The organism is Leisingera sp. G5_S3_59_S7 (assembly GCF_054968485.1).
In genome coordinates this window covers 102377-123582 of the sequence record NZ_JBQKUH010000001.1, presented here as the reverse complement: position 1 = coordinate 123582, position 21206 = coordinate 102377, and the positions used below count along the sequence as shown (strand labels likewise).

The window sequence follows — 21206 nt, the reverse complement described above, 5'->3', positions numbered from 1 at the left end:
ACGGCACGGTCCGCTTACAGCGGTTTCAGCTCTGCCCGGAAGCGGCGCATGTTGTCCTGATAATGGAGCGCGCTTTGGGTGAGCTTCTCTGCCAGCGCAGCATCCACCTCCCGCACCACCTTGCCGGGGCTGCCCATGACCAGGGAGTTGTCGGGGATTTCCTTGTTCTCGGTGATCAGCGCGCCGGCGCCGATCAGGCAGTTTTTGCCGATCTTGGCGCCGTTGAGGATGGTGGCGCCCATGCCGACCAGGGTGTTCTCGCCGATGGTGCAGCCGTGCAGCATCGCCTTGTGGCCGATGGTGCAGTTCTTGCCGATGGTCAGCGGATAGCCCGCATCAATGTGCATCACCACGTTTTCCTGCACGTTGGTGCCTTCGCAGAGGCGGATCTCCTCGTGGTCGGCGCGGATGGTGACGCCGAACCAGACCGAAGACCCCGCCTCCATCACCACCTTGCCGATCAGGTTGGCATCAGGGGCGACCCAGGTGTCCTCATGAATTTGCGGCTTGTCCTCTCCAAGTGTGTAAAGGGTCATGACTGTTCCTCGAATTGGGTTTGCAAGGCGCGCACATGTTCCTGCAGCTTGGGCTGTTGGATCCGGCGCATCCGTTCGGCTTCGACGATGGTTTTCAGCTTGGCCTCGGTCTGGTCCAAGTCGTCGTTGACCAGCACATAGTCATAATAGCCCCAGTGGCTGATCTCATCCCAGCTTTTCTGCATCCGTTTCGCGATCACGTCGTCGCTGTCCTGGGCGCGGGTTTCCAGACGGCGGCGCAGCTCCGGGATCGAGGGCGGCAGGATGAAAATCGACAGCGCGTGCTTGCCCAGGTCCGAGTTGCGGATCTGGATTTCGCCCTGCCAGTCGACGTCGAACAGCACGTCCTGGCCGGCCTCGATGGTGTCCTTTACCGGGCCTGCGGGCGAGCCGTAGAAGTTGCCGAAGACGTGTGCATGCTCCAGCATGCCCCCTTCGGCCACCTTCTGGCGGAACTCGTCCTCGGACATGAAGAAATACTCGCGGCCATGCTCCTCGCCCGGGCGCGGGGCGCGGGTGGTGGCGGAGACCGAGAACTTGAGGCCCGGGTCCCAGGCCATCAGGCGGCGGGCCAGGGTGGATTTGCCTGCGCCCGAAGGCGATGAGAGGATGATCAAAAGGCCGCGGCGGTCCGCCATCTGGGCACTCCTTGTCTTATTCTATGTTCTGCACCTGCTCGCGCATCTGGTCGATCACGGTTTTCAGCTCAAGCCCCACCGCCGTCAAGGCACTGTGTTGCGCCTTTGAACAGAGCGTGTTGGCCTCGCGGTTAAACTCCTGCATCAGGAAGTCCAGTTTGCGGCCCACGGCCCCGCCCTTGACCAGCAGGCCGCGCGCAGCTTCGACATGGGCGCCGAGGCGGTCCAGTTCTTCGGTGACGTCCGCCTTGACGGCAATCAGCGCCAGTTCCTGCGCCACCCGGTCCGGGTCGGCGCCGTCGGCGTTGTCCAGCACCCGGGCCAGATTGGCCTTGAAGGTTTCGGCCATCTTCACCTTGCGCTCGTCGGCGCGGGCGCCCGCTTGGGCCGTCAGTGAAGCGACCTGCTCCAGCTGGCCGTTAAGAATTACGGCCAGCGCGGCGCCCTCGGCCTCGCGCATCTGAACGAATTCCGCCACAAGTGTGTCCAGTTCCTTACTCAGTGCATTGACCAGCGGCGCCGGGTCGTCGTCGATTGCGGCCTGCTCCAGCACGCCCTTGAAGCCCAGCACCTCCGCCGCAGAGGCCGGGCGGATGCCGACCCTGTTCTGCTGGGCGATAGACTGCGCCTCGCCCAAGGCCTTGATCACCGACTGCAGGACCGCCGTGTTTATCTGCACCTGCGCGGCACTGTCTTCGGTCCTGGATACCCGCAGCGTCAATGACACATTGCCCCGCGCCAGCGCCTTGGACAGAACCGTACGGATATGGTTTTCAAGGCCTTCCAGCCAATCCGGCACCCGCAGCCGGATGTCCAGCCCCTTGGCATTGACCGAGCGGAGCTCCCAGCTCCAGCTGTGCTGCCCGGTGCTGCCCTGCGCCGAGGCAAAGGCGGTCATGCTGCGGATGGTCATGGGAAAGGCCCTCTCGTCGCTGGTGGTTGGTCAGCTCTACTGTCTCGAAAGTATAGGGTGCAAGCGCAATCGCATAAACGCCCCTACCCCTGCGCGTTAACCATTGCTTAAAGAAGTAGTCCAAATTTGAATTAGATTGTGTCATCTTAACTTCAGGGTAACCATTCCGGCCCTAAGTGTTAACGCAGCCGCTGGCTGAAGGAGACGCAAGGCGCGCCGGGGTTGAAGGGGAAATGAAATGATTTTTGGCAGCCGCAGCGGTACCGGAACGACGAATAGACAGGACAAGGTTGTTTCCATGAACCGGTTCCGCAAGGGCGGGCCGCTGTCGCCGCTGCGCCAGGCGGAGGCCTATTGGACGGCACTGCGCCGCGGCGATGATGTGCCGAGCCGGTCGCAGATTGACCCGCGCGGGCTGGAAAACATCCTGAGCCACACCTTTATTCTGGAGCGGATCGCACCGGGCATCGCCCGCTTCCGCCTGGCCGGTTCTACGGTGAACGACATGGCCGGTATGGAAGTGCGCGGCATGCCGATCACCGCCTTCTTCACCACCGACGCGCGCAAGCAGCTGAGCTCGGCGATGGAGCATATGTTCGACACGCCCGCAATCGTGGAGCTGGAGCTGCAGATCGAAGCGCCGCGCCTGCGCACCCCGCGCGAAGCCCGCATGCTGATGCTGCCGCTTCGGAGCGATCTGGGCGATATCAGCCGGGTTCTGGGTGTTCTGGTGGCGGATGAGGGCGACACGGCCACTTCGCAGCGGTTCTCGATCTCCTCGATCGAAATGCGCGCGGTCGCCAAAGCCCCGGGCACTGCCGGGTTCAAGGCCAAGCCGCGGCCCGAAGCCCCCGCGCCTGCTGGCACGCCTGCCGCCAAGGAAGAGCGCCGCGACGTGAATCAGCCCAATCCGGGCTTTGCCGAAACACAGGCCCGGTTCAAGCCGGAGCGGTCCATTCTGGACGAGGCCAAGGCGCTGCTGGACCGCAGCCGGGTGTCGAGGCCCGCAGCACCGGCTGAGACGCCCGCAGAAGCCCCAGCCAAGCGCAAGGGCGCGCCGCACCTGCGCCTGGTGGTCAGCCGCGACTGACAGGCCGCACTGCATAGCTGTTTTCATTCAAGTACAAGGTCATAGCACTTGAATTGACTGCGCCCCGAGGGAGAACCCCCGGGGCGCCTTTTTCTGTGCCGAGCCTTGCAGACCGGCCGCGAACCCGCGGCCCGTCCGGTGTCAGCCGGCCTGACGGGCGTTTTGAGCGGCGCGCAGGGCGGACAGCTCCTCTGCCACCAGGAAGGCCAGTTCCAGCGACTGGCTGGCGTTCAGGCGCGGATCGCAGGCGGTGTGGTAACGGTCGCTCAGATCCTCTTCGGTCACGGCGCGGACACCGCCGGTGCATTCGGTCACGTCCTGGCCGGTCATCTCGAAATGCACGCCGCCGGGCACGGTGCCCTCCGCCTTGTGGATGCCGAAGAAGTCGCGCACTTCGCGCAGAACGCTGTCGAAGGGGCGGGTCTTGTAGCCGGTGGAGGACTTGATGGTGTTGCCATGCATCGGGTCGCAGACCCAGGTGACATTGGCACCCTCTTCCTTCACCGCCTTGACCAGCCGCGGCAGATGCTCCCCCGCCTTACCAGCGCCGAAGCGGGCGATCAGGGTCAGCTTGCCCTCTTCGTTCTCGGGGTTCAGGCGCGACATCAGCACCTTCAGGTCCTCGGCGGTGGTGGTCGGGCCGCACTTGAGCCCGATCGGGTTCAGCACGCCGCGGCAGAACTCCACATGGGCGCCGTCCGGCTGGCGGGTGCGGTCGCCGATCCAGATCATGTGGCCGGAGCCTGCCAGCCATTTGCCAGAGGTCGAATCCAGGCGGGTCAGCGCCTCTTCATACTCCAGCAGCAGGCCTTCGTGGCTGGTGTAGAATTCCACGGTGGAGAACTCATGGGTAGTTTCGGCGGTGATACCCGCAGCGCCCATGAAGTCGATGGTGTCCTGAATGCGGGTCGCAATCTCGCTGTATTTCTGGACTTCCTGTTCATCGGTGAAGCCCAGGGTCCAGGAGTGCACCCGGCTCATGTCGGCAAAACCTCCGGTGGAGAAGGCGCGCAGCAGGTTTAGCGTGGCCGCGGCTTGGGTGTAGGCCTGCAGCATCTTGCTGGGATCGGGGATGCGGGCGGCCGGTGTGAAGGCGAGCTCGTTGATGATGTCGCCGCGGTAGCTGGGCAGTTCGACGCCGTCGATGGTTTCGGTCGGCGCGCTGCGCGGTTTGGCGAACTGGCCGGCCATGCGGCCCACCTTCACCACCGGCACCTTAGCCCCATAGGTCAGCACCATCGCCATCTGCAGCATCACCTTGAAGGTGTCGCGGATCGCATCCGCGCTGAACTGGTCGAAGCTTTCGGCACAATCGCCGCCCTGCAGCAGGAACGCCTCGCCGCGGCCGGCAGCGCCCAGATGCTGCTTGAGGCGGCGCGCCTCACCGGCAAAGACCAGCGGAGGAAACTTGGAAAGCTGAGCCTCGACAGCGTTCAGCGCTGCCGCATCCGTGTAGTCCGGCATCTGAACCCGCGGCTTGTTGCGCCAGTCCGATTTTTGCCATTCGCTCATGACTTTTTCTCCGCATCAGAGGACTTTAGAAATTGTTGGAAGCTCTATACAAAATCCGTCCCTTGGAGGCCAGTTTAGAATTGCGCCTACTTGACCCGGCGTCCATCCTGTGAACACGGTTTTCTGACCTGCCGCGGAGCGTGCTCCCGCGGCCCGAATTGTTTCTTGAAGGACCCCCGCCATGCAGACGTCACGCAAGCCTGCTGATTCTGGAAATGAAGCCGGCCAGCCGAAGAGGTTCGTCTTTGTGCTGCTCGACAAGTTCACGATGCTGTCCTTTGCATCGGCAGTCGAGTGCCTGCGGATCGCCAACCGGATGAATGGCGAAAACACTTATTCCTGGACCCTGATCGGCGAAGGCGGCGAGACCGTAACCTGTTCGGCCGGCACCACGTTCCAGCTGGATGGCGATTTGACGGAACTGCGCCGCGATGATGTGCTGATGCTGTGCTCCGGCATCGACGTGCAGGAGGCCACCACCAAAAAGCTGCTGGCCTGGCTGCGCCGCGAAGCCCGCAAAGGGCTGGTTGTGGGCGGGTTGTGCACGGCCTCTTATACCATGGCCAAGGCCGGACTGCTGGATGGAAAACGGGCCACCATCCACTGGGAAAACGCAGACAGCTTTGCCGAGGAATTCGACGAGGTGGACCTGACCAAATCGGTATTTGTGATCGACGGCAACCGTGTGTCTACCGCCGGCGGCACCTCGTCAATCGACCTGATGCTCAAGCTGATTGCAAACGATCACGGCGAGGAACTGGCCAATGCGGTGGCGGACCAGCTGATCTATTCCTCGATCCGCACCGACCAGGACACCCAGCGGCTGTCGATCCCGACCCGCATCGGCGTGCGCCACCCCAAGCTGTCGATGGTCATCCAGATGATGGAAGCCAACATCGAAGAGCCGATCAGCCCCTCGGTGCTGGCGCAGGATGTGGGCATGTCCACCCGCCAGCTGGAGCGGCTGTTCCGCCGTTACCTGAACCGCTCACCCAAACGCTATTACATGGAGCTTCGGCTGCAGAAGGCGCGCAACCTCTTGATGCAAACCGATATGAGCGTGATCAACGTGGCGCTGGCCTGCGGCTTTGCCTCGCCGTCGCATTTCTCCAAATGCTACCGCGCGCATTACGACACCACGCCGTACCGCGAGCGCGGCAGCAAGGCGGCGCATTACAAACTCTGACCTGCGGCTGGCTGTTCCGTTCAGCGGGACAGCCTGAAAATGGCCCCCTCCGTTTCCGAGGCGAACCAGATGCTGCCATCTGGCGCTTCCTGCACGTCGCGGATGCGGCCCGTTTCGCTGCTTTGCAACTGCTCTACCTCCTGCAGCGGCGCTCCGGAAAGCCGCGAGATATAGTCGAACTTGAGTGAGCCGACAAAGATGTCACCGCGCCACTCCGGCCACATCCGGCCGGAATAGATCATCATACCGGACGGCGCCATGGAGGGGTCCCAGTACCACTGCGGCTGCTCCATGCCGGGTTTCGCGGTGCCCTCTCCGATCCGCGCGCCTGAGTAATGGCGGCCGTAGGAAATCACCGGCCAGCCGTAGTTGGCCCCTTTGCGGACCCTGTTCACCTCATCGCCGCCTTTGGCGCCGTGTTCAGCGACCCACAGGTTGCCTTGCAAGTCCAGCGCCATGCCCTGCGGGTTGCGGTGCCCGAAGGACCAGATTTCCGGCTGAGCGCCTTCGGTCTTTGTGAATGGGTTACTGACTGGCACCGTGCCGTCGCGGTTGATCCGCACCACCGATCCCTGGTGTAGCCGCAGGTTCTGGGCGCTGGGCCGGTCGCCGCGCTCCCCCAGCGAGACAAACAAGGTGCCGTCCCGCGCTTCCACCACGCGGGAGCCGAAATGCCGCCCGCCGCGGGACCCGGGCGCGGCCTCGAACAGCAGTCTGACATTCGTCAGCCGGGAATTGTCCCGGCTGAGCTTGCCGACAGCCAAGGCGGTGCCAGCCCCGCGCCCCTGGCGCTTGGCGTAGGTCAGGAATATCTCGCGGCTGCGGGCAAAGTCGCGCGGCACCATCACATCCAGCAGCCCGCCCTGCCCCTCGGCTGCCACTGCCGGCGTGCCGCTGACGCGCTGCTTTTGCCCGTCGCGCACATAAAAAAGCCGGCCGTCCCGCTCTGTCACCAAAAGGCCGCCATCCGGCAGAAACGCAATCGCCCAGGGCACATCAAACCCCGCCGCGATCCGGGTGACGCGGAGCGCGCCCTGGCTGCTGGAGAGCGTTTCCGCGGGTGCCGCCGTGAAAACCGTCATCAGCGCCAGGGCAAGCGTCACGGGGCGAAGCAGCTGTAACATTGAGGTCTTTTCCTTCTGCTGATTCCACGGTAAATCCACGCCGGCGCTGCATCCGGGGATCAAGAGGAGGAGCAGCGCGAAACAAGCGGCCCGAGGAAAATTGTTCCGGTTCAATAAGACTTTTCTTTTTCAACCGGCTTGCCTAGGGTCCGATGTGAACATTTTTGTTCCAACAATGGGAGTTCTCAAATGAAAAAACTGCTGATGGCCACCGCGGCCGCTGCGCTGACGGCTGGCACCGCATTTGCTGGCGGCCATGCGAAGGAAGTGAAACTGGGCGTGCTGTTCGGCTTCACCGGCCCGATTGAATCGCTGGCCCCGGCAATGGGCGACGGCGCCGAACTGGCCATGGAAGAAGTCACCAAATCGGGCAAGCTGCTGGACAGCGCCACCGTGACCCCGGTCCGTGCTGACACCGGCTGTATCGACAACGGCCTGGCCGTGGCAAACGGCGAAAAGCTGGTGGCTGAGGGCGTGAACGGCATCATCGGCGGCGATTGCTCCGGCGTGACGGGCGCCATCCTGCAGAACGTGGCAATTCCGAACGGCATGGTGATGATCTCGCCCTCCGCAACCTCGCCCGGCCTGTCGTCCATGGAAGACAACGGCCTGTTCTTCCGCACCTCGCCGTCTGACGCGCGCGAAGGCCAGGTGATGGCCGAGATCCTGAAAGAGCGCGGCATCAACTCGATCGCCCTGACCTACACCAACAACGACTATGGCAAGGGACTGGCGGACGCGATCAAGACCTCGTTTGAGGAAGTTGGCGGCGAAGTCACCATCGTGACCGCGCATGAAGACGGCAAAGGCGACTATTCTGCTGAAGTCGGCGCGCTGGCATCGGCCGGCGGCGACATTCTGGTGGTTGCGGGCTATCTGGACCAGGGCGGCCTGGGTATCATTCAGGGCGCGCTGGATTCCGGTGCGTTTGACACCTTTGGCCTGCCCGGCGGCATGATCGGCGACACCCTGCCGCAGAACGTCGGCCCGGACCTGGACGGCTCCTTTGGCCAGATCGCAGGCTCCGACAGCAAGGGCGCGGAAATCTTTGCCGAAATGGCGAAAGAGCGCGGCTTTGACGGCACCTCCGCCTATGCGTCCGAATCCTATGACGCTGCGGCGCTGTTCCTGCTGGCGATGCAGGCTGCCAACTCCACCAACCCGGCGGATTACGTCGGCAAGATCCTGGACGTGGCCAACGCCCCGGGCGAGCCGATCAACCCGGGTGAACTGGGCAAGGCGCTTGAAATCCTCGCCGAAGGCGGTGAGATCGACTATCAGGGCGCAACTGGCGTTGAGCTGATCGGCCCGGGTGAGAGCGCAGGCTCCTACCGCGAGATCGAAGTGAAGGACGGCAAGAACGAAACCCTTCGCTTCCGCTGATAACTATCGGAAAAGCAACCAAAAAAGAACAGCCCGGGTTTTGCCCGGGCTGTTCCAAATTAAAAACGCCGCACAAACTGCGGCAGGGGATGAAATGACATGATCGTCGTCGAGGACTTGCATAAGCACTTCGGCGGGTTCCACGCGGTGGATGGCGCTTCGCTGGAAATCGCTAAGGGGTCCATAACCGGTTTGATCGGCCCGAACGGGGCCGGAAAGACCACACTTTTCAACGTTATCGCAGGCGTGCTGGAGCCGACTTCAGGCCGGGTCACCATGGACGGTGAGGACATTACCGGCCTGCCGCCGCATGAGCTGTTCCACAAGGGCCTCTTGCGCACCTTCCAGATCGCGCATGAATTTTCCTCGATGACCTGCCGGGAAAACCTGATGATGGTGCCCGGCGCGCAATCGGGCGAGACGCTGTGGAACACCTGGTTCGGCCGCAAGCGGATTGCAGACGAGGAACGCGCGCTGCGGGCCAAGGCCGACGAGGTGCTGGAATTCCTGACCATCAGCCACATCGCGGACCTGAAAGCAGGCCAGGTGTCCGGCGGCCAGAAGAAGCTGCTGGAACTGGGCCGCACCATGATGGTGGATGCCAAGATCGTCTTCCTGGATGAGGTCGGCGCCGGGGTGAACCGCACCCTGCTCTATACCATTGCCGACGCGATCAAGCGCCTGAACGAGGAGCGCGGCTATACCTTTGTCGTCATCGAGCACGACATGGAATTCATCGGCCGCCTGTGCGACCCGGTGATCTGTATGGCCGAAGGCAAGAAGCTGGCCGAGGGCACCCTGGACGAGATCAAGGCAAACGAGCATGTGATCGAGGCTTATCTGGGCACCGGCCTGAAAAACAAGGGCAAACTGGAGGCGGACGCATGAGCGACAACCCCTACCAGGACGATCACGGCAACAAGGACGCCTCGATCACCAACCTGAAAGGCGTGGGCACGATGCAGCCGGCCCATCTAAAGAGCGGCCCCACGCATAAGGTCGATGGCGGCCCTTTCCTGATCGGCGACACCATGACCGGCGGCTACGGCAAGGGTCCGGACATCCTGCATGACTGCACTATCGCCGTCGACAAGGGCGAGATCGCGGTGATCGTCGGCCCCAACGGCGCAGGCAAGTCAACCGCAATGAAGGCGGTGTTCGGGATGCTGAACGTGCGCTCCGGCTCCGTCCGGCTGGACGGCGAGGACATCACCCTGCTCAGCCCCCAGGACCGCGTGGTCAAGGGCATGGGGTTTGTGCCCCAGACCAGCAACATCTTCACCTCGATGACGGTGGAAGAGAACCTGGAGATGGGCGCCTTTATCCGCACGGATGATTTCCGGGACACGATGGAGCAGGTTTATGATCTGTTCCCGATCCTGCGCGACAAGCGCAACCAGCCGGCCGGTGAGCTGTCCGGCGGCCAGCGCCAGCAGGTGGCCGTGGGCCGCGCGCTGATGACCAAGCCCAAGGTTCTGATGCTGGACGAGCCGACGGCCGGCGTCTCCCCCATCGTGATGGATGAACTGTTCGACCGCATCATCGAGGTCGCCCGCACCGGGCTGCCGATCCTGATGGTAGAGCAGAACGCCAAGCAAGCGCTTGAGATCGCAGACAAAGGCTATGTCCTGGTGCAGGGGCGCAATGCCTATACCGGCACCGGCAAGGAGCTGCTTGCCGATCCCGAAGTACGCAAATCTTTCCTGGGGGGCTGATAGATGGATCTTCTCAACGCCCTCGTGGCGCTTACCAACTTTGTTATTGTCCCCGGGCTGGCCTATGGCAGCCAGCTGGCGCTTGGCGCGCTGGGGGTGACGCTGATCTACGGGATCCTGCGGTTCTCGAATTTTGCCCATGGAGACACCATGGCGTTCGGCGCGATGGTCACGATTCTGATTACCTGGCTGTTCCAGTCGATGGGGATCGGTGCAGGCCCGCTGCCGACGGCGCTGCTGGCCTTGCCCTTTGGCATTCTGGGAACTATCGGCCTGGCGCTGCTGACCGACAAGACCGTCTACCGGTTCTACCGCCAGCAAAAGGCGAAGCCGGTGATCTTCGTGATGGTCTCTCTGGGTGTGATGTTCATGATGAACGGCATCGTGCGTTTCATCATCGGCCCCGGCGATCAGCGGTTTTCCGACGGCGAGCGCTTCATCATTAAGGCGCGCACTTTCAAGCAGATGACCGGCCTGAACGAAGGCCTGGCGATCAAGACCACCCAAGGCATCACCGTGATTACCGCGATCATCGTGGTGGCGGTGCTGTTCTGGTTCCTGAACAAGACCCGAACCGGCAAATCCATGCGCGCCTATTCGGATAACGAGGATCTGGCGCTGCTGTCGGGCATCAACCCGGAACGCGTGGTGATGTACACTTGGATGATCGTGGCGGCTCTGGCGACCATTGCGGGCGTGCTCTACGGCCTCGACAAATCGTTCAAGCCGTTCACCTATTTCCAGCTGCTGCTGCCGATCTTTGCCTCTGCCATCGTGGGCGGCCTCGGCAACCCGATCGGCGCGATTGCGGGCGGGTTCATCATCGCCTTCTCCGAGGTGACGATCACCTATGCCTGGAAAAAGGTCCTGACCTACGGCCTGCCGGACAGCCTGGCGCCTGACGGGCTGGTTCAGCTCCTCAGCACAGACTACAAGTTCGCGGTTTCCTTCGCGATCCTGATTGTTGTCCTCCTGTTCAAGCCCACCGGCCTTTTCAAAGGGAAAGCGGTATGACCGACACCATGAAACATACCCTTCTTTTCGTCTTTGTCGGCGTGATGATCCTGGCTGAAGGCATGACCGACTTCCTGTTCTTCTCCGGCTCTTGGAACTCGGCGCTGGTGATCCTCAACATGGGGCTGATCTCGGCCATCATGGCCATCGGGGTGAACATCCAGTGGGGCTTTGCCGGGTTGTTCAACGTCGGCATCATGGGCTTTACCGCGCTTGGCGGGCTGGCGGTGGTACTGACCTCGACGCCGGTGATCCCGGCGGCCTGGTCGTCGGGCGGCGTCAGCATCGTAATGGCCTTGGTCATGGGTGCGATGACAATCGTGGCCGCGGTGATGATCACCAAGAATATGCCAGCGGGCAAATTCAGAACGCTGGTGCTGCTGGCTGTCCTGGTCGCCGGCTTCTTCTTTTACCGGGCCATCTTCGATCCGGCGGTGAGCTCGGTCGAGGCGATCAACCCGGCGCTGCAGGGTAATATCGGCGGCCTGGGCCTGCCGGTGCTGCTGGCCTGGCCCGCTGGTGGCCTGCTGGCGGCTGGTGCCGCCTGGCTGATCGGCAAGACCGCCCTGGGCCTGCGCTCGGATTATCTGGCGATTGCCACACTGGGTATTGCCGAGATCATCATCGCGGTGCTCAAGAACGAAGACTGGCTGTCGCGGGGCGTCAAGAACGTGGTCGGCCTGCCCCGCCCGCTGCCCTATGAGGTGGATCTGCAGAACGATCCGTCCTTTGTTGAACGGGCCGCCAGCTGGGGCATGGACCCGGTCACCGCGTCGACCGTTTACGTCAAGGCAGGCTATGCGCTGATGTTCACCGTGGTGCTGCTGGCGCTGCTGTGGATGGCGCAGATGGCGCTCAAAAGCCCCTGGGGCCGGATGATGCGCGCGATCCGCGACAATGAAACCGCGGCCGAGGCGATGGGCAAGGATGTGACCCGCCGCCACCTGCAGATCTTCGTGCTGGGCTCCGCCATCTGCGGCATCGCCGGTGCCATGATGACCACCCTGGACAGCCAGCTGACGCCGGGCACCTACAACCCGCTGCGGTTCACCTTCCTAATCTGGGTGATGGTGATCGTCGGCGGCTCCGGCAACAACTTTGGCGCGGTTCTGGGCGGCATGCTGATCTGGTTCTTCTGGATCAAGGTGGAGCCGATGGGTATCCTGCTGATGGAGCTGGTGACCTCTGGCATGGCCGAGGGCAGCGCGCTGAAGGCGCACCTGATGGAAAGCGCTTCGCACATGCGGCTGTTCACAATGGGCCTGATCCTGCTTCTGGTGCTGAGGTTCAGCCCGCGGGGCCTGATCCCGGAGAAATAGGCAACGGCTTTGGGATAGCTCTCGTGCAACACAGCCTGCAAAAGAAAACAGCAAAAGGGGCCGCGGCGAAAGCTGCGGCCCTTGTTGTATTGGCGCTGCTGGCTGCGCCTTTCAGCTATTATGCCGCTGTGTTCGGGATCGAGGGCCTGGGCGGCAGTGCGAAGAGAGATACCTACCTGTTCATTCCGGGCGCGGTTTGGTCCAATGCGGCCATCTCTGTGCACATGCTGATCGGGGCCGTGCTGCCTGTCCTGGTGCCGCTGCAGCTGGGGTTGGGCCTCAGCGGGCGCCTGCCCGGGCTGCACAGATGGCTTGGCCGCCTGCTTGTCCTGGCCGCCTGCGTGACGGCGGCGGGCGGGCTTGCGTTCACAGCCTGGCAGGGCACGATTGGCGGCTGGCCGATGGACGCAGGGTTTGCGGTCTATGGCCTGTTGCTGCTGGCCGCGGCCATTCAAACCGCACGGCTGGCGCGGCAGGGGCAAACCGTCCGCCACCGGCGGTGGGCGCTGCGGCTGCTGGTCCTTGCGATGGGGTCCTGGCTGTACCGTGTTCAATACGGCCTGTGGGTGCTGGCCACCGGCGGCGCGGCATCAAACCCGCAGTTCACCGGCGGGTTTGATCTCTTTATGAATGCAGGCTTTTACCTGCCCTGGCTGTTGCTGCTGGAGCTTATGCTGAGACGGCGCCCTAGCGCCCCCTGAACAAGCTGCCAAGGATGCCGCGAACAATGCGGCGGCCGGTGGTGCCCTTCAGCTCCTTGATCACCACTTCGGACATCGCCGAGGTAAAGGTGTCTTTCTGGCGGGACGTGCGCGACGTGGAGCGGCTGACCCGGGACCCTGAATAACGGCGGGCGGCGTTGAATTCCCGTGCCATCGGTTGCGGCGACTCTTCGGCCTCGGCTTCTGAGGTTTCGGCCTCCTGCGCGGCTGTTTGCGCCCGCTGGGCCAGGATCTCATAGGCCGAGCGGCGGTCCAGGGGCGTGTCGTATTTACCCGCCATATCGGACGCTTTCAGAATGGCCGCCCGCTCTTGTTGCGTGATCGGGCCCAGCTGGGAACTGGGCGGCCGGATCAGCGTCCGCTCCACCACGCCGGGCACCCCCTTCTTTTGCAGCATCGAGGTGACTGCCTCGCCCACGCCCACCTCGCGGATGGCCTCCTCGGTCGGGAAGCGCGGGTTCTCGCGGTAGGTTTCGGCGGCCAGCCGAAGGTTCTTGCGGTCCTTGGCGGTAAAGGCACGCAAGGCGTGCTGTATGCGGTTGCCAAGCTGGCCCAGGATATCCTCCGGCACGTCAGCCGGGTTCTGGGTGATGAAATAGACCCCCACGCCTTTGGAGCGGATCAGCCGGGCCACCTGCTCCACCTTGTCGATCAATGCCTTGGGGGCGTCATCGAACAGCAAATGCGCCTCGTCAAAGAAGAAGACCAGCCGCGGCTTGTCCGGGTCGCCGACCTCCGGCAGTTCTTCGAACAGCTCGCTGAGGAGCCAGAGCAGAAACGTCGAATAAAGCCCCGGCGCCGCCATCAGCTTATCCGCGGCCAGGATGTTGACCATGCCCTTACCGGATGCATCGCAGCGCATCAGGTCGCTCAGCGCCAGGGCTGGCTCCCCGAACAGGCCCGCGCCGCCCTGGTTCTCCAGCACCAGCAGGCGGCGCTGAATCGCCCCGATCGACGCCGTGGAGACGTTGCCGTAACGCAGGGACAGCTCGCTGCGGTTTTCCCCGATCCAGACCAGCAGCGCCTGCAGGTCCTTTAGATCCAACAGCGGCAGCCCTTCTTCGTCGGCCAGCCGGAACGCAATGTTCAGGATGCCCTCCTGCGCCTCGCTCAGCTCCAGCAGGCGCGCCAGCAGCAACGGGCCCATTTCGGCCACCGTCGTGCGCACCGGGTGGCCCTGCTCGCCATAAAGGTCCCAAAAGGCAACCGGACAGGCGTGATAGCCGTAATCAGCAAAGCCGATCTTGTCCGCACGGGCGGTGAAGGCGCCGTGCAGTTTGTGGCTGTCCGAACCTGGTTTGGCCAGACCTGACAGGTCCCCTTTCACATCCGAGAGGATCACCGGCACGCCGGCATTGGAAAACCCTTCCGCAAGGATTTGCAGTGTCACCGTCTTGCCGGTGCCGGTCGCGCCGGCGATCAGCCCGTGGCGGTTGGCATATTTTAAGGCCAGCCCCTGCGGCGTGCCGTAATCCTCGCCGCCGCCGCCCAGAAACACCTGTTCAGTCATACCTGTCCCCTGTCCGCTTTTTTGCCTGTGGATAACAATACAAACTTAACTTTTCGGTGCGATAGTCAATCTTGCCCGCCCCTGCACTTGCGGTTGCCGTGGCGGACATTTCCTCCCTGTCAGACTGGCCGTGCCTTGTGCACGGCCTTCTTTTTGGCGTAACTGCCTGGAAATCAGGCAGCCGGCTCCGCAAGGTCCCGCAATTCCGGGCTATTTCCGTCAAACCAGGGCCGAACTGCATTTTTTTGAACTTGCATGTTGACCGATGGCCAGCCCTTTCGTAACGTCCTACGCAATAACTAAGTCGGCCAGTCCGACGGGGAGACGCAAATACGAAAAAGGGAACCAGCGGGTTCCCTTTTTTGTTCTTATTCAGCAACTTCCACGGTTGAAACGGTCTGGGCGGAATTCCCCGCTGATCGTTTGATATTGACCTGACACTGCCCGGGCAGCGTGTTACACGCGAAAGCAGCGTCTGTAGAAAAATGAGGCATTCATGTTGAAGTCCCTGACCCCGATCACGCTGGCCGCACTGCTGGCCATGACCGCACCGCTGGCAGCGCAGGAAACGGCGGCGGAAGAGGAGACCGCCGGGGCGGAAACCGCAGAACAGGCTGAGCAAGGCGAGAAGGCGGAATCGACCGCGGACGATATTCTTGATCTTGGCGAACCGGTCAACACAGACCCGCAGCTGGGCCAGCGCTATTCCAAAGAGAAGCACGGCGATTGGGATCTGGCCTGCATTAAGACCGAAGGCGAGACCGACCCTTGCTCGCTGCTGCAAATTCTGTCCGGCCCGCAGGGCAACCCGATTGCCGAGGTGTCACTGTTCCGGATTGATCAGCAGGGCGGCCAGGCTGTTGCCGGCGCCACCGTGATCGTGCCGCTGGAAACCCTGCTGCCGGCGGCGCTGACCATCTCGATCGACGGCGCACCGGCCAAGCGCTACAATTATTCCTTCTGCAACCAGCTGGGCTGCGTGGCGCAAATCGGCCTGACCCAAGGCGATATCGACGCCTTTAAAAAGGGTAAGGCAGCGACCCTGTCGCTGCGCCCGGCGCCGGCCCCGGATCAGGTGGTGGAAATGAAGCTGTCGCTGAGCGGCTTCACCGCCGGTTATGACGTGGTGGACGTGGTCAAGCAGTAACGCCTGACACCCGCCTGAAAAACGGAAACGCCGCGTGCCCCCCAGGGCCGCGGCGTTTTCGTTTGCGGGCCTCAGACCCTGCGCAGGGCCAGCACCGCGTTCAGCCCGCCAAACGCAAAGGCATTCGACAGAGCCACCTCAACCCGTGCCTCGCGCGCCTCGTTCGGGACCACATCCAGATTGCATTCAGGATCCGGTTCCTCATAGCCGATGGTCGGAGCAATCACCCCGTCGCGCAGTGCCATGATGCAGGCCAGCAGTTCCACCGCGCCGGTGCCGCCGATCAGGTGGCCGTGCATGGATTTGGTGGAGGAGATCATCAGATTGTCCGCCTGGGGGCCGAACACATCCGCCACCGCGGCGCATTCGGTTTTGTCATTGGCCGCCGTTCCGGTGCCATGCGCGTTGATATAGCCAACCTCGGACGCGCTGACGCGGGCATCCTGCAGCGCCCCCGAAATGGCCCGCGCGGCGCCCTGCTTGCTGGGCATGACAATGTCGGCAGCGTCAGAGGACATTGCGAAACCGATAACCTCGCACAGGATCTCCGCTCCGCGCGCTTTGGCGTGGTCATATTCCTCGAACACGAAAACACCGGCGCCTTCGCCCTGCACCATGCCGTTGCGGTTGGCGCTGAACGGGCGGCAGGCGTCCTTGGACATCACCCGCAACCCCTCCCAGGCCTTAACACCGCCAAAACACAGCATCGATTCCGAGCCGCCGGTGATCATCACCGGGCTCATACCCGAACGCACCATCTGAAACGCCTGCGCCATCGCATGGTTAGAGGACGCGCAGGCGGTGGAGACGGTAAAGCTGGGCCCCTTGAGGTTGAACTGCATCGACACATGGCCGGCCGCAGCATTGTTCATCAGCTTGGGCACCACAAAGGGATGCACCCGGTTCTTGCCGTCCTCGTAAACGCTGCGGTAGTTCTCATCCAGCGTCTGCATGCCGCCGCCGGAGTTGCCCAGAACGACGCCGGCCTTGGCCGACAGCTCGCCATGAAACTCCAGCCCGGACTGCTCAATCGCTTCCTTGGCCGCGGTCAGAGTAAATTGGGTAAAGCGGTCATAAAGGCTCATCTGCTGGCGGTTGAACCGGCCTTCGGCCTCGAACCCGCGAACCTGGCCGCCGATCCGGATCGACAGCCGCTCCACATCGCGGAATTCCAGCTCCCCGATGCCGCAGCGGCCTTCGCGCATGGCCTCCAGCGTGGCGGGCACCGAGTGACCCAATGCATTGATGGTCCCGGCCCCGGTAATGACAACGCGCTTCATAAGAGGGCTTACGCCTTTTCCAGTATCAGCTTGTCGATGCCCGCGACGATGGCCGCCACATTGGAGATGTCGAAATCGCTTTTCCCAGGCTCATTGGCGTTGAAGGGAATCGAAATGTCGAACTCCTCCTCGATCGCAAAGATGCTTTCAACCAGCCCCAGGCTGTCGATGCCAAGATCCTCCAGGGTGCTGTCGAGGGTCACATCCGAAGGCTCCAGAACCGCCTGTTCGGCAATGATTGCAATGACCTTGTCCTGCGTGCTCATGTAGGGATCCCTGATATTCTGCCTGAGGCTGATGTAGGTATTCGGCCGTTACTTGAAAACAGCCTTTTTTAACAATTCGATGTCACGCATCAGCCGCGGCAGGCGGCGCTGTGCCTTATACATCTCAGTGTGGGTCTCCATCTTGACGCCGGGGTAGCCCATGATCACCCGGCCTGCGGGCACATTCGACAGAATCTTGGTGCCGCCGCCGGCGATCACGCCGTCGCCGATAAAGATATTGTCGACCACACCGGCCTGGCCGCCCAGCACAACATTGTTGCCAATGTCCACCGACCCGGAGATCCCGGTCTGGCCGCACAACAGGCAGTCGTTGCCGACGCGGGTGTTGTGGCCGACGTGAACCAGGTTGTCGAGCTTGGTGCCGTTGCCGATCACGGTGTCGCGGATGGTGCCGTTGTCGATGGTGCAGTTGGAGCCGAGCTCCACATCATCGCCGATGGTGACAGCGCCCAGCGAATGAATGCGTGCCCAGGATTGCGCCTTGGCCTCGCCCTGATCGCCCAGCGTCTTGCGGACGTTTTCGGCGCCCGACACTTCCGGTGTCACATAGGAGAACCCGTCACCGCCGACCCGCGCGCCTGGCTGGGCGCGGAAGCGGTCGCCGATCGCGGCGCGGGCGCCGATGGAGACCATCTCGCGCAGCTGGGCATCCGCGCCAATCACCGCATCCGCACCGATATAGCAGTGCGGGCCGATGACCGAGCGCGCGCCGATCTTCGCTCCGGCTGCAACAACCGTCAGCGGCCCCACAGAGACGCCCTCGCCCAGCTCGGCGCTGGGATCGACGACGGCGGAGGGGTGGATGCCGGAGGGGAACCCCTGCCCGCAGTCCAGCATGGCGGTCACCCCCGCCATGGTCATCCGCGGGCGCGGGGCAAAGATCGCAGCCTTGAGACCGTAGGACTGCCAGTCCGCGCCTTCCCACAGCACGGCGGCCTGCGCATTGCCTGCCTGCAGGCCGTCCGCGTATTTCGGCGCCATCGCCATGGCAATCTGGCCGGCTTCGGCATCCTGCGGTTCAGCCGCGCCTGCGATCTGCAGGTCCAGGTCGCCCTGGGCTTCAGCGCCCAGGGACTCGGCGATCTGGCGGATTGTGAACATGGCAGGCCCTTTCAGAATAATCCTGTATGGGCCCGGTATTTACCCTTGAACGCTGGGCAGCACCACCCCTGCCCGTTCCAGTGCCGCCCAGATCTTGGCGTCGCGGCCATAGACATCGCGGCGGAATTCCGCACGGCCTTTGCTCGACACGACCGCTGTCCGGTAGATGATGTGCACCGGCACCTTCTGCTCCAGATCGACCTTGGTTTCCCGGCCGCTGTTCAGGATGCGGTGGAAGAAGGCCTTTGGATCCTCAGTCTGGCGCGCCAGCAGCGCATAGGCAAACTCAAACGGCTGCGCCAGACGGATACAGCCATGCGAGAAGGCGCGCACTTCGCGTGCAAACAGGCTCTTCTGCGGGGTGTCGTGCAGATAGATGTTGTATTTGTTCGGGAACATGAACTTGACCAGACCCAGCGCATTGCTGCGGCTGGGAGGCTGGCGCATGGAATAGGGGAAGTTCCGCGCGGTATACTGCGAGAAGTCGGCCGAGCCGCGGTTCACCACCCGGCCGCGGCGGTCGGTGATCTGGATATGGCCGACAGCGTTGGGGTTGTTCCGCAGCTTGGGCAGGTATTCCTTGGTGATGATCGAGCGCGGCACGTACCAGCTCGGATTGATCACCATATGCTCCATCTCGTCGGAGAATTCTGGGCTGCGGCGGTCGTGGGTGTTCTTGCCGATCACCGAGCGGGTTTCAAAGGTCACGTCGCCATTGTCGACGATCTTGGCGGTGAAATCGGTCTGGTTGACCAGGATATGGCGCTCGCCCCGGTCCGGGGTCAGCCAGCGCTCCCGCTCCATCGCGACGATCACCGATTTAAGGCGGCTGCTGACCGGCTTGTTGACTTCTGCCAGGGTGCCGGCGCCAGCCACACCGTCGGTTTCCAGCCCGTGATCGGCCTGGAAGCGCTGCACCGCCTGCTCCAGCGCGGCGTCATAGCTGCGCGCGGCGCTGCGCTGCAGATAGCCCATCGCCATCAGCCTGTTGCGCAGGGCGATGACTGCCGGGCCCTGATCGCCCGGTTCCAGCTTCTTGGCCTGCACCGCAGGTCCCCAGCCGCCGGCAGCCAGAACCTGTTCTAGACGCAGTTTTTCGCGCATCAAACCACGGTATTGCGGAGACGCCGGAACCAGGCTGCGCATAAAGGCATAGGGCTGGGTGTCACGGATCCCGGCCAGGAAACTGGCGCCATCCACGGTATGTTTCTTGCGCACCAAGCCGTCATCAATCCGCGAGGGCACCAGCAGCCCGGTTTGCAGATCGGTGGCATAGTCCACCAGCGCCTTGCTCAGCGCCGCCTCGGCCATGCCGAAATCGCGGGTGGTGCGGGCCTGCCGCATCAGCTGCACCAGCCTGCTGACTTCTGCGGAGCGGTCCGGCAGCCCGTGGGCGCGGGTTTCGTTCAATGCGGCCAGCAGCGCGCTGCGGCGCTGGCGCGATGCCTCATCCGGGCCGGTCCAGATCGCCTGGTAGCCGCTCTCCCGGTAGAATCTGGCAACCGCGTCATCGGTGGAGGCCGCCTCTGCCACAGCCTGACGGAATGCCGCCGGTATGTCTGCCTGCGCGGCGCCGGCAATGGTTCCGGCGGCCAGGCCTCCCAGCGCCAGGGCGAAAAGCCCTGCCTTGAGCCCCGGCAAAAAATATCCAGCGGATGCGCGCGTCATAAATTTCCGGTCCTTGTGCCGTTTTTCCAATTTTGGCAGTGCCTATCTGAAATTCTGGTAAATGCCAGCCTGCGTTGTCCACTCACAATCGCGAAAAGTTAACCCTGATGCACCGTTGCCGCGTCTATGAAACCCGCCTGCAACAGTCGCGGGGAAAAGTTCCATGCCCCTCCCCTTTTGCGCAAGAAATCGCCGAAAACCCGGTCATACGTTACAGTGCGGCAAAGAAATGTTGGAACAGGATTCTCACTGTGCCATACATGCCGCACGTTAACTACGAGCGTTGACGAGCCCGTAACATCGGGCAATTAGGCAGGACTAACAGCGTACGGGACGGCGCAGTATCAATGGCAGAAACCACGGGCACGGGGATCTCCCGGCGTTCTCTTTTGGGTGTATTTGCTGCAACCGCAGTGGCAGCAGCCCCAACTTTCTCAAATGCAGCAGGCTTTTTGCGCGGCGGCGGCGATATCCGGCGCATCCGCATGTATTCTGGCCGCACCGGCGAGCGTGTGGACATGGTGTATTGGATCGACGGCCAGTACATCAAAGACGCCGTCAAGGAGATCAACCACTTCATGCGCGACTGGCGCACCGATGATGTGAAGGAAATCGACCTGCGCACCATCGACATCATGGCAGCCTCGCACAATCTTCTGGATGTGAACGAGCCCTACATGCTGCTGTCCGGTTACCGCAGCCCCAAGACCAATGCGATGCTGCGCAGCCGCTCCCGCGGGGTGGCCAAGAACTCGCTGCACATGCGCGGCCAGGCTGCTGACCTGCGGCTGGCGTCGCGCTCGGTGTCGCAGATGGCCAAAGCCGCCGAAGCCTGCCGTGCCGGTGGTGTCGGCAAGTATCAGCGTTCGAATTTTGTGCATATGGATTGCGGTGTTGTCCGCACCTGGCGCGGCTGACCGTAGCTCGCATTGCAAGAATGCAAGCCTGCCCGTCCCGGGGCAGGCTTTTTTGTTTTCAGCGCCCGCCGCTGCGGCTTATCCTCATGAAATTGGAAACAGGCAGTTTTTCCCGTTGCAGAGGTGGCAAAGCACGGGTATACC

General features: G+C 62.7%; 20 protein-coding genes. 10 read left to right on the top strand and 10 right to left on the bottom strand.

All coding sequences use genetic code 11. From position 1 onward, the window contains the following. Positions 1-14 precede the first annotated feature (14 nt). From ACTRWG_RS00585 to ACTRWG_RS00575, 3 genes are read right to left on the bottom strand one after another with little or no spacing between them, the layout of a single operon-like run. A complete protein-coding gene (locus tag ACTRWG_RS00585) occupies positions 15-536 on the bottom strand; it encodes a gamma carbonic anhydrase family protein (protein WP_027237614.1) in 522 nt (173 codons plus the stop codon). Further along, complete coding sequence (gene gmk / locus ACTRWG_RS00580; protein WP_027237613.1) at positions 533-1174, bottom strand: guanylate kinase; 642 nt, start codon at positions 1172-1174, stop codon at positions 533-535. Before gmk ends, ACTRWG_RS00585 begins: the two co-directional genes overlap by 4 nt. A 16-nt stretch (positions 1175-1190) precedes the next feature. Next, positions 1191-2087 carry a YicC/YloC family endoribonuclease gene (locus ACTRWG_RS00575; RefSeq protein WP_027237612.1) on the bottom strand — a complete coding sequence of 299 codons (897 nt, stop codon included), beginning with the start codon at positions 2085-2087 and terminating at the stop codon, positions 1191-1193. A gap of 238 nt (positions 2088-2325) precedes the next feature. Between ACTRWG_RS00575 and ACTRWG_RS00570 the strand changes: the two genes are divergently transcribed. Further along, on the top strand, positions 2326-3177 hold the full coding sequence (locus tag ACTRWG_RS00570) for a PAS domain-containing protein (protein ID WP_027237611.1): 852 nt from the start codon (positions 2326-2328) through the stop codon (positions 3175-3177). Between the two features lie 141 nt (positions 3178-3318). Here the strand turns inward: ACTRWG_RS00570 and ACTRWG_RS00565 are convergent, their stop codons facing one another. Beyond that, a complete protein-coding gene (locus ACTRWG_RS00565; RefSeq protein WP_027237610.1) occupies positions 3319-4689 on the bottom strand; it encodes a class II 3-deoxy-7-phosphoheptulonate synthase in 1371 nt (456 codons plus the stop codon). A gap of 181 nt (positions 4690-4870) precedes the next feature. Here ACTRWG_RS00565 and ACTRWG_RS00560 point away from each other — a divergent pair, with 181 nt between their 5' ends. Beyond that, on the top strand, positions 4871-5875 hold the full coding sequence (locus tag ACTRWG_RS00560) for a GlxA family transcriptional regulator (RefSeq protein WP_027237609.1): 1005 nt from the start codon (positions 4871-4873) through the stop codon (positions 5873-5875). A gap of 20 nt (positions 5876-5895) precedes the next feature. Here the strand turns inward: ACTRWG_RS00560 and ACTRWG_RS00555 are convergent, their stop codons facing one another. After that, a complete protein-coding gene (locus ACTRWG_RS00555; RefSeq protein ID WP_027237608.1) occupies positions 5896-6999 on the bottom strand; it encodes a PQQ-dependent sugar dehydrogenase in 1104 nt (367 codons plus the stop codon). Positions 7000-7188: 189 nt separating this feature from the next. On the opposite strand from ACTRWG_RS00555, the gene ACTRWG_RS00550 reads away from it, so the two are divergent. From ACTRWG_RS00550 to ACTRWG_RS00525, 6 genes are all read left to right on the top strand, one after another. Beyond that, positions 7189-8382 carry an ABC transporter substrate-binding protein gene (locus tag ACTRWG_RS00550; RefSeq protein ID WP_027237607.1) on the top strand — a complete coding sequence of 398 codons (1194 nt, stop codon included), beginning with the start codon at positions 7189-7191 and terminating at the stop codon, positions 8380-8382. A 99-nt stretch (positions 8383-8481) separates the two neighbouring features. Next, a complete protein-coding gene (locus ACTRWG_RS00545) occupies positions 8482-9270 on the top strand; it encodes an ABC transporter ATP-binding protein (RefSeq protein ID WP_462828821.1) in 789 nt (262 codons plus the stop codon). Beyond that, positions 9267-10097 carry an ABC transporter ATP-binding protein gene (locus ACTRWG_RS00540; protein WP_260004084.1) on the top strand — a complete coding sequence of 277 codons (831 nt, stop codon included), beginning with the start codon at positions 9267-9269 and terminating at the stop codon, positions 10095-10097. Before ACTRWG_RS00545 ends, ACTRWG_RS00540 begins: the two co-directional genes overlap by 4 nt. 3 nt (positions 10098-10100) lie before the next feature. Beyond that, on the top strand, positions 10101-11111 hold the full coding sequence (locus tag ACTRWG_RS00535; protein WP_027237603.1) for a branched-chain amino acid ABC transporter permease: 1011 nt from the start codon (positions 10101-10103) through the stop codon (positions 11109-11111). After that, a complete protein-coding gene (locus tag ACTRWG_RS00530; protein WP_462828820.1) occupies positions 11108-12430 on the top strand; it encodes a branched-chain amino acid ABC transporter permease in 1323 nt (440 codons plus the stop codon). Before ACTRWG_RS00535 ends, ACTRWG_RS00530 begins: the two co-directional genes overlap by 4 nt. Before the next feature lie 23 nt (positions 12431-12453). Continuing rightward, positions 12454-13131 carry a DUF2306 domain-containing protein gene (locus ACTRWG_RS00525; RefSeq protein WP_027237601.1) on the top strand — a complete coding sequence of 226 codons (678 nt, stop codon included), beginning with the start codon at positions 12454-12456 and terminating at the stop codon, positions 13129-13131. Here the strand turns inward: ACTRWG_RS00525 and ACTRWG_RS00520 are convergent. Beyond that, entirely contained in the window at positions 13118-14662 is a 1545-nt protein-coding gene (locus ACTRWG_RS00520; protein ID WP_027237600.1) for a helicase HerA-like domain-containing protein, read from the bottom strand. The genes ACTRWG_RS00525 and ACTRWG_RS00520 overlap by 14 nt on opposite strands. Before the next feature lie 496 nt (positions 14663-15158). Between ACTRWG_RS00520 and ACTRWG_RS00515 the strand changes: the two genes are divergently transcribed. After that, complete coding sequence (locus tag ACTRWG_RS00515; RefSeq protein ID WP_027237599.1) at positions 15159-15809, top strand: invasion associated locus B family protein; 651 nt, start codon at positions 15159-15161, stop codon at positions 15807-15809. A gap of 71 nt (positions 15810-15880) precedes the next feature. On the opposite strand, the gene ACTRWG_RS00510 is transcribed toward ACTRWG_RS00515, so the two are convergent. Genes ACTRWG_RS00510 through ACTRWG_RS00495 form a run of 4 tightly spaced genes read right to left on the bottom strand, consistent with a single transcriptional unit; the run spans position 15881 to position 20145 of the window. Next, positions 15881-17089 (bottom strand): beta-ketoacyl-[acyl-carrier-protein] synthase family protein, encoded by a 1209-nt coding sequence (locus ACTRWG_RS00510; RefSeq protein ID WP_259969526.1) that lies wholly within the window; start codon positions 17087-17089, stop codon positions 15881-15883. Positions 17090-17097: 8 nt separating this feature from the next. After that, positions 17098-17355 carry an acyl carrier protein gene (locus ACTRWG_RS00505; RefSeq protein ID WP_027237597.1) on the bottom strand — a complete coding sequence of 86 codons (258 nt, stop codon included), beginning with the start codon at positions 17353-17355 and terminating at the stop codon, positions 17098-17100. Positions 17356-17403: 48 nt separating this feature from the next. Beyond that, positions 17404-18477, bottom strand: a complete 1074-nt coding sequence (lpxD, locus tag ACTRWG_RS00500) for a UDP-3-O-(3-hydroxymyristoyl)glucosamine N-acyltransferase (RefSeq protein WP_462828818.1) — start codon at positions 18475-18477, stop codon at positions 17404-17406. Positions 18478-18516: 39 nt separating this feature from the next. After that, entirely contained in the window at positions 18517-20145 is a 1629-nt protein-coding gene (locus tag ACTRWG_RS00495) for a L,D-transpeptidase family protein (protein ID WP_027237595.1), read from the bottom strand. A gap of 347 nt (positions 20146-20492) precedes the next feature. On the opposite strand from ACTRWG_RS00495, the gene ACTRWG_RS00490 reads away from it, so the two are divergent. Beyond that, positions 20493-21062 (top strand): YcbK family protein, encoded by a 570-nt coding sequence (locus tag ACTRWG_RS00490; protein WP_027237594.1) that lies wholly within the window; start codon positions 20493-20495, stop codon positions 21060-21062. Positions 21063-21206 lie beyond the last annotated feature (144 nt).

What these genes read in the sequence shown, in the direction of transcription:
- ACTRWG_RS00555 (WP_027237608.1), bottom strand. Translation starts at nt 6,999, where the DNA reads ATGTTACAGCTGCTTCGCCCCGTGACGCTTGCCCTGGCGCTGATGACG.
- ACTRWG_RS00505 (WP_027237597.1), bottom strand. Translation starts at nt 17,355, where the DNA reads ATGAGCACGCAGGACAAGGTCATTGCAATCATTGCCGAACAGGCGGTT.
- ACTRWG_RS00535 (WP_027237603.1), top strand. Translation starts at nt 10,101, where the DNA reads ATGGATCTTCTCAACGCCCTCGTGGCGCTTACCAACTTTGTTATTGTC.
- ACTRWG_RS00575 (WP_027237612.1), bottom strand. Translation starts at nt 2,087, where the DNA reads ATGACCATCCGCAGCATGACCGCCTTTGCCTCGGCGCAGGGCAGCACC.
- ACTRWG_RS00550 (WP_027237607.1), top strand. Translation starts at nt 7,189, where the DNA reads ATGAAAAAACTGCTGATGGCCACCGCGGCCGCTGCGCTGACGGCTGGC.
- ACTRWG_RS00565 (WP_027237610.1), bottom strand. Translation starts at nt 4,689, where the DNA reads ATGAGCGAATGGCAAAAATCGGACTGGCGCAACAAGCCGCGGGTTCAG.
- ACTRWG_RS00545 (WP_462828821.1), top strand. Translation starts at nt 8,482, where the DNA reads ATGATCGTCGTCGAGGACTTGCATAAGCACTTCGGCGGGTTCCACGCG.
- ACTRWG_RS00585 (WP_027237614.1), bottom strand. Translation starts at nt 536, where the DNA reads ATGACCCTTTACACACTTGGAGAGGACAAGCCGCAAATTCATGAGGAC.
- ACTRWG_RS00560 (WP_027237609.1), top strand. Translation starts at nt 4,871, where the DNA reads ATGCAGACGTCACGCAAGCCTGCTGATTCTGGAAATGAAGCCGGCCAG.
- ACTRWG_RS00510 (WP_259969526.1), bottom strand. Translation starts at nt 17,089, where the DNA reads ATGAAGCGCGTTGTCATTACCGGGGCCGGGACCATCAATGCATTGGGT.
- lpxD (WP_462828818.1), bottom strand. Translation starts at nt 18,477, where the DNA reads ATGTTCACAATCCGCCAGATCGCCGAGTCCCTGGGCGCTGAAGCCCAG.
- ACTRWG_RS00570 (WP_027237611.1), top strand. Translation starts at nt 2,326, where the DNA reads ATGATTTTTGGCAGCCGCAGCGGTACCGGAACGACGAATAGACAGGAC.
- ACTRWG_RS00490 (WP_027237594.1), top strand. Translation starts at nt 20,493, where the DNA reads ATGGCAGAAACCACGGGCACGGGGATCTCCCGGCGTTCTCTTTTGGGT.
- ACTRWG_RS00530 (WP_462828820.1), top strand. Translation starts at nt 11,108, where the DNA reads ATGACCGACACCATGAAACATACCCTTCTTTTCGTCTTTGTCGGCGTG.
- ACTRWG_RS00515 (WP_027237599.1), top strand. Translation starts at nt 15,159, where the DNA reads ATGTTGAAGTCCCTGACCCCGATCACGCTGGCCGCACTGCTGGCCATG.
- ACTRWG_RS00540 (WP_260004084.1), top strand. Translation starts at nt 9,267, where the DNA reads ATGAGCGACAACCCCTACCAGGACGATCACGGCAACAAGGACGCCTCG.
- ACTRWG_RS00495 (WP_027237595.1), bottom strand. Translation starts at nt 20,145, where the DNA reads ATGACGCGCGCATCCGCTGGATATTTTTTGCCGGGGCTCAAGGCAGGG.
- gmk (WP_027237613.1), bottom strand. Translation starts at nt 1,174, where the DNA reads ATGGCGGACCGCCGCGGCCTTTTGATCATCCTCTCATCGCCTTCGGGC.
- ACTRWG_RS00520 (WP_027237600.1), bottom strand. Translation starts at nt 14,662, where the DNA reads ATGACTGAACAGGTGTTTCTGGGCGGCGGCGGCGAGGATTACGGCACG.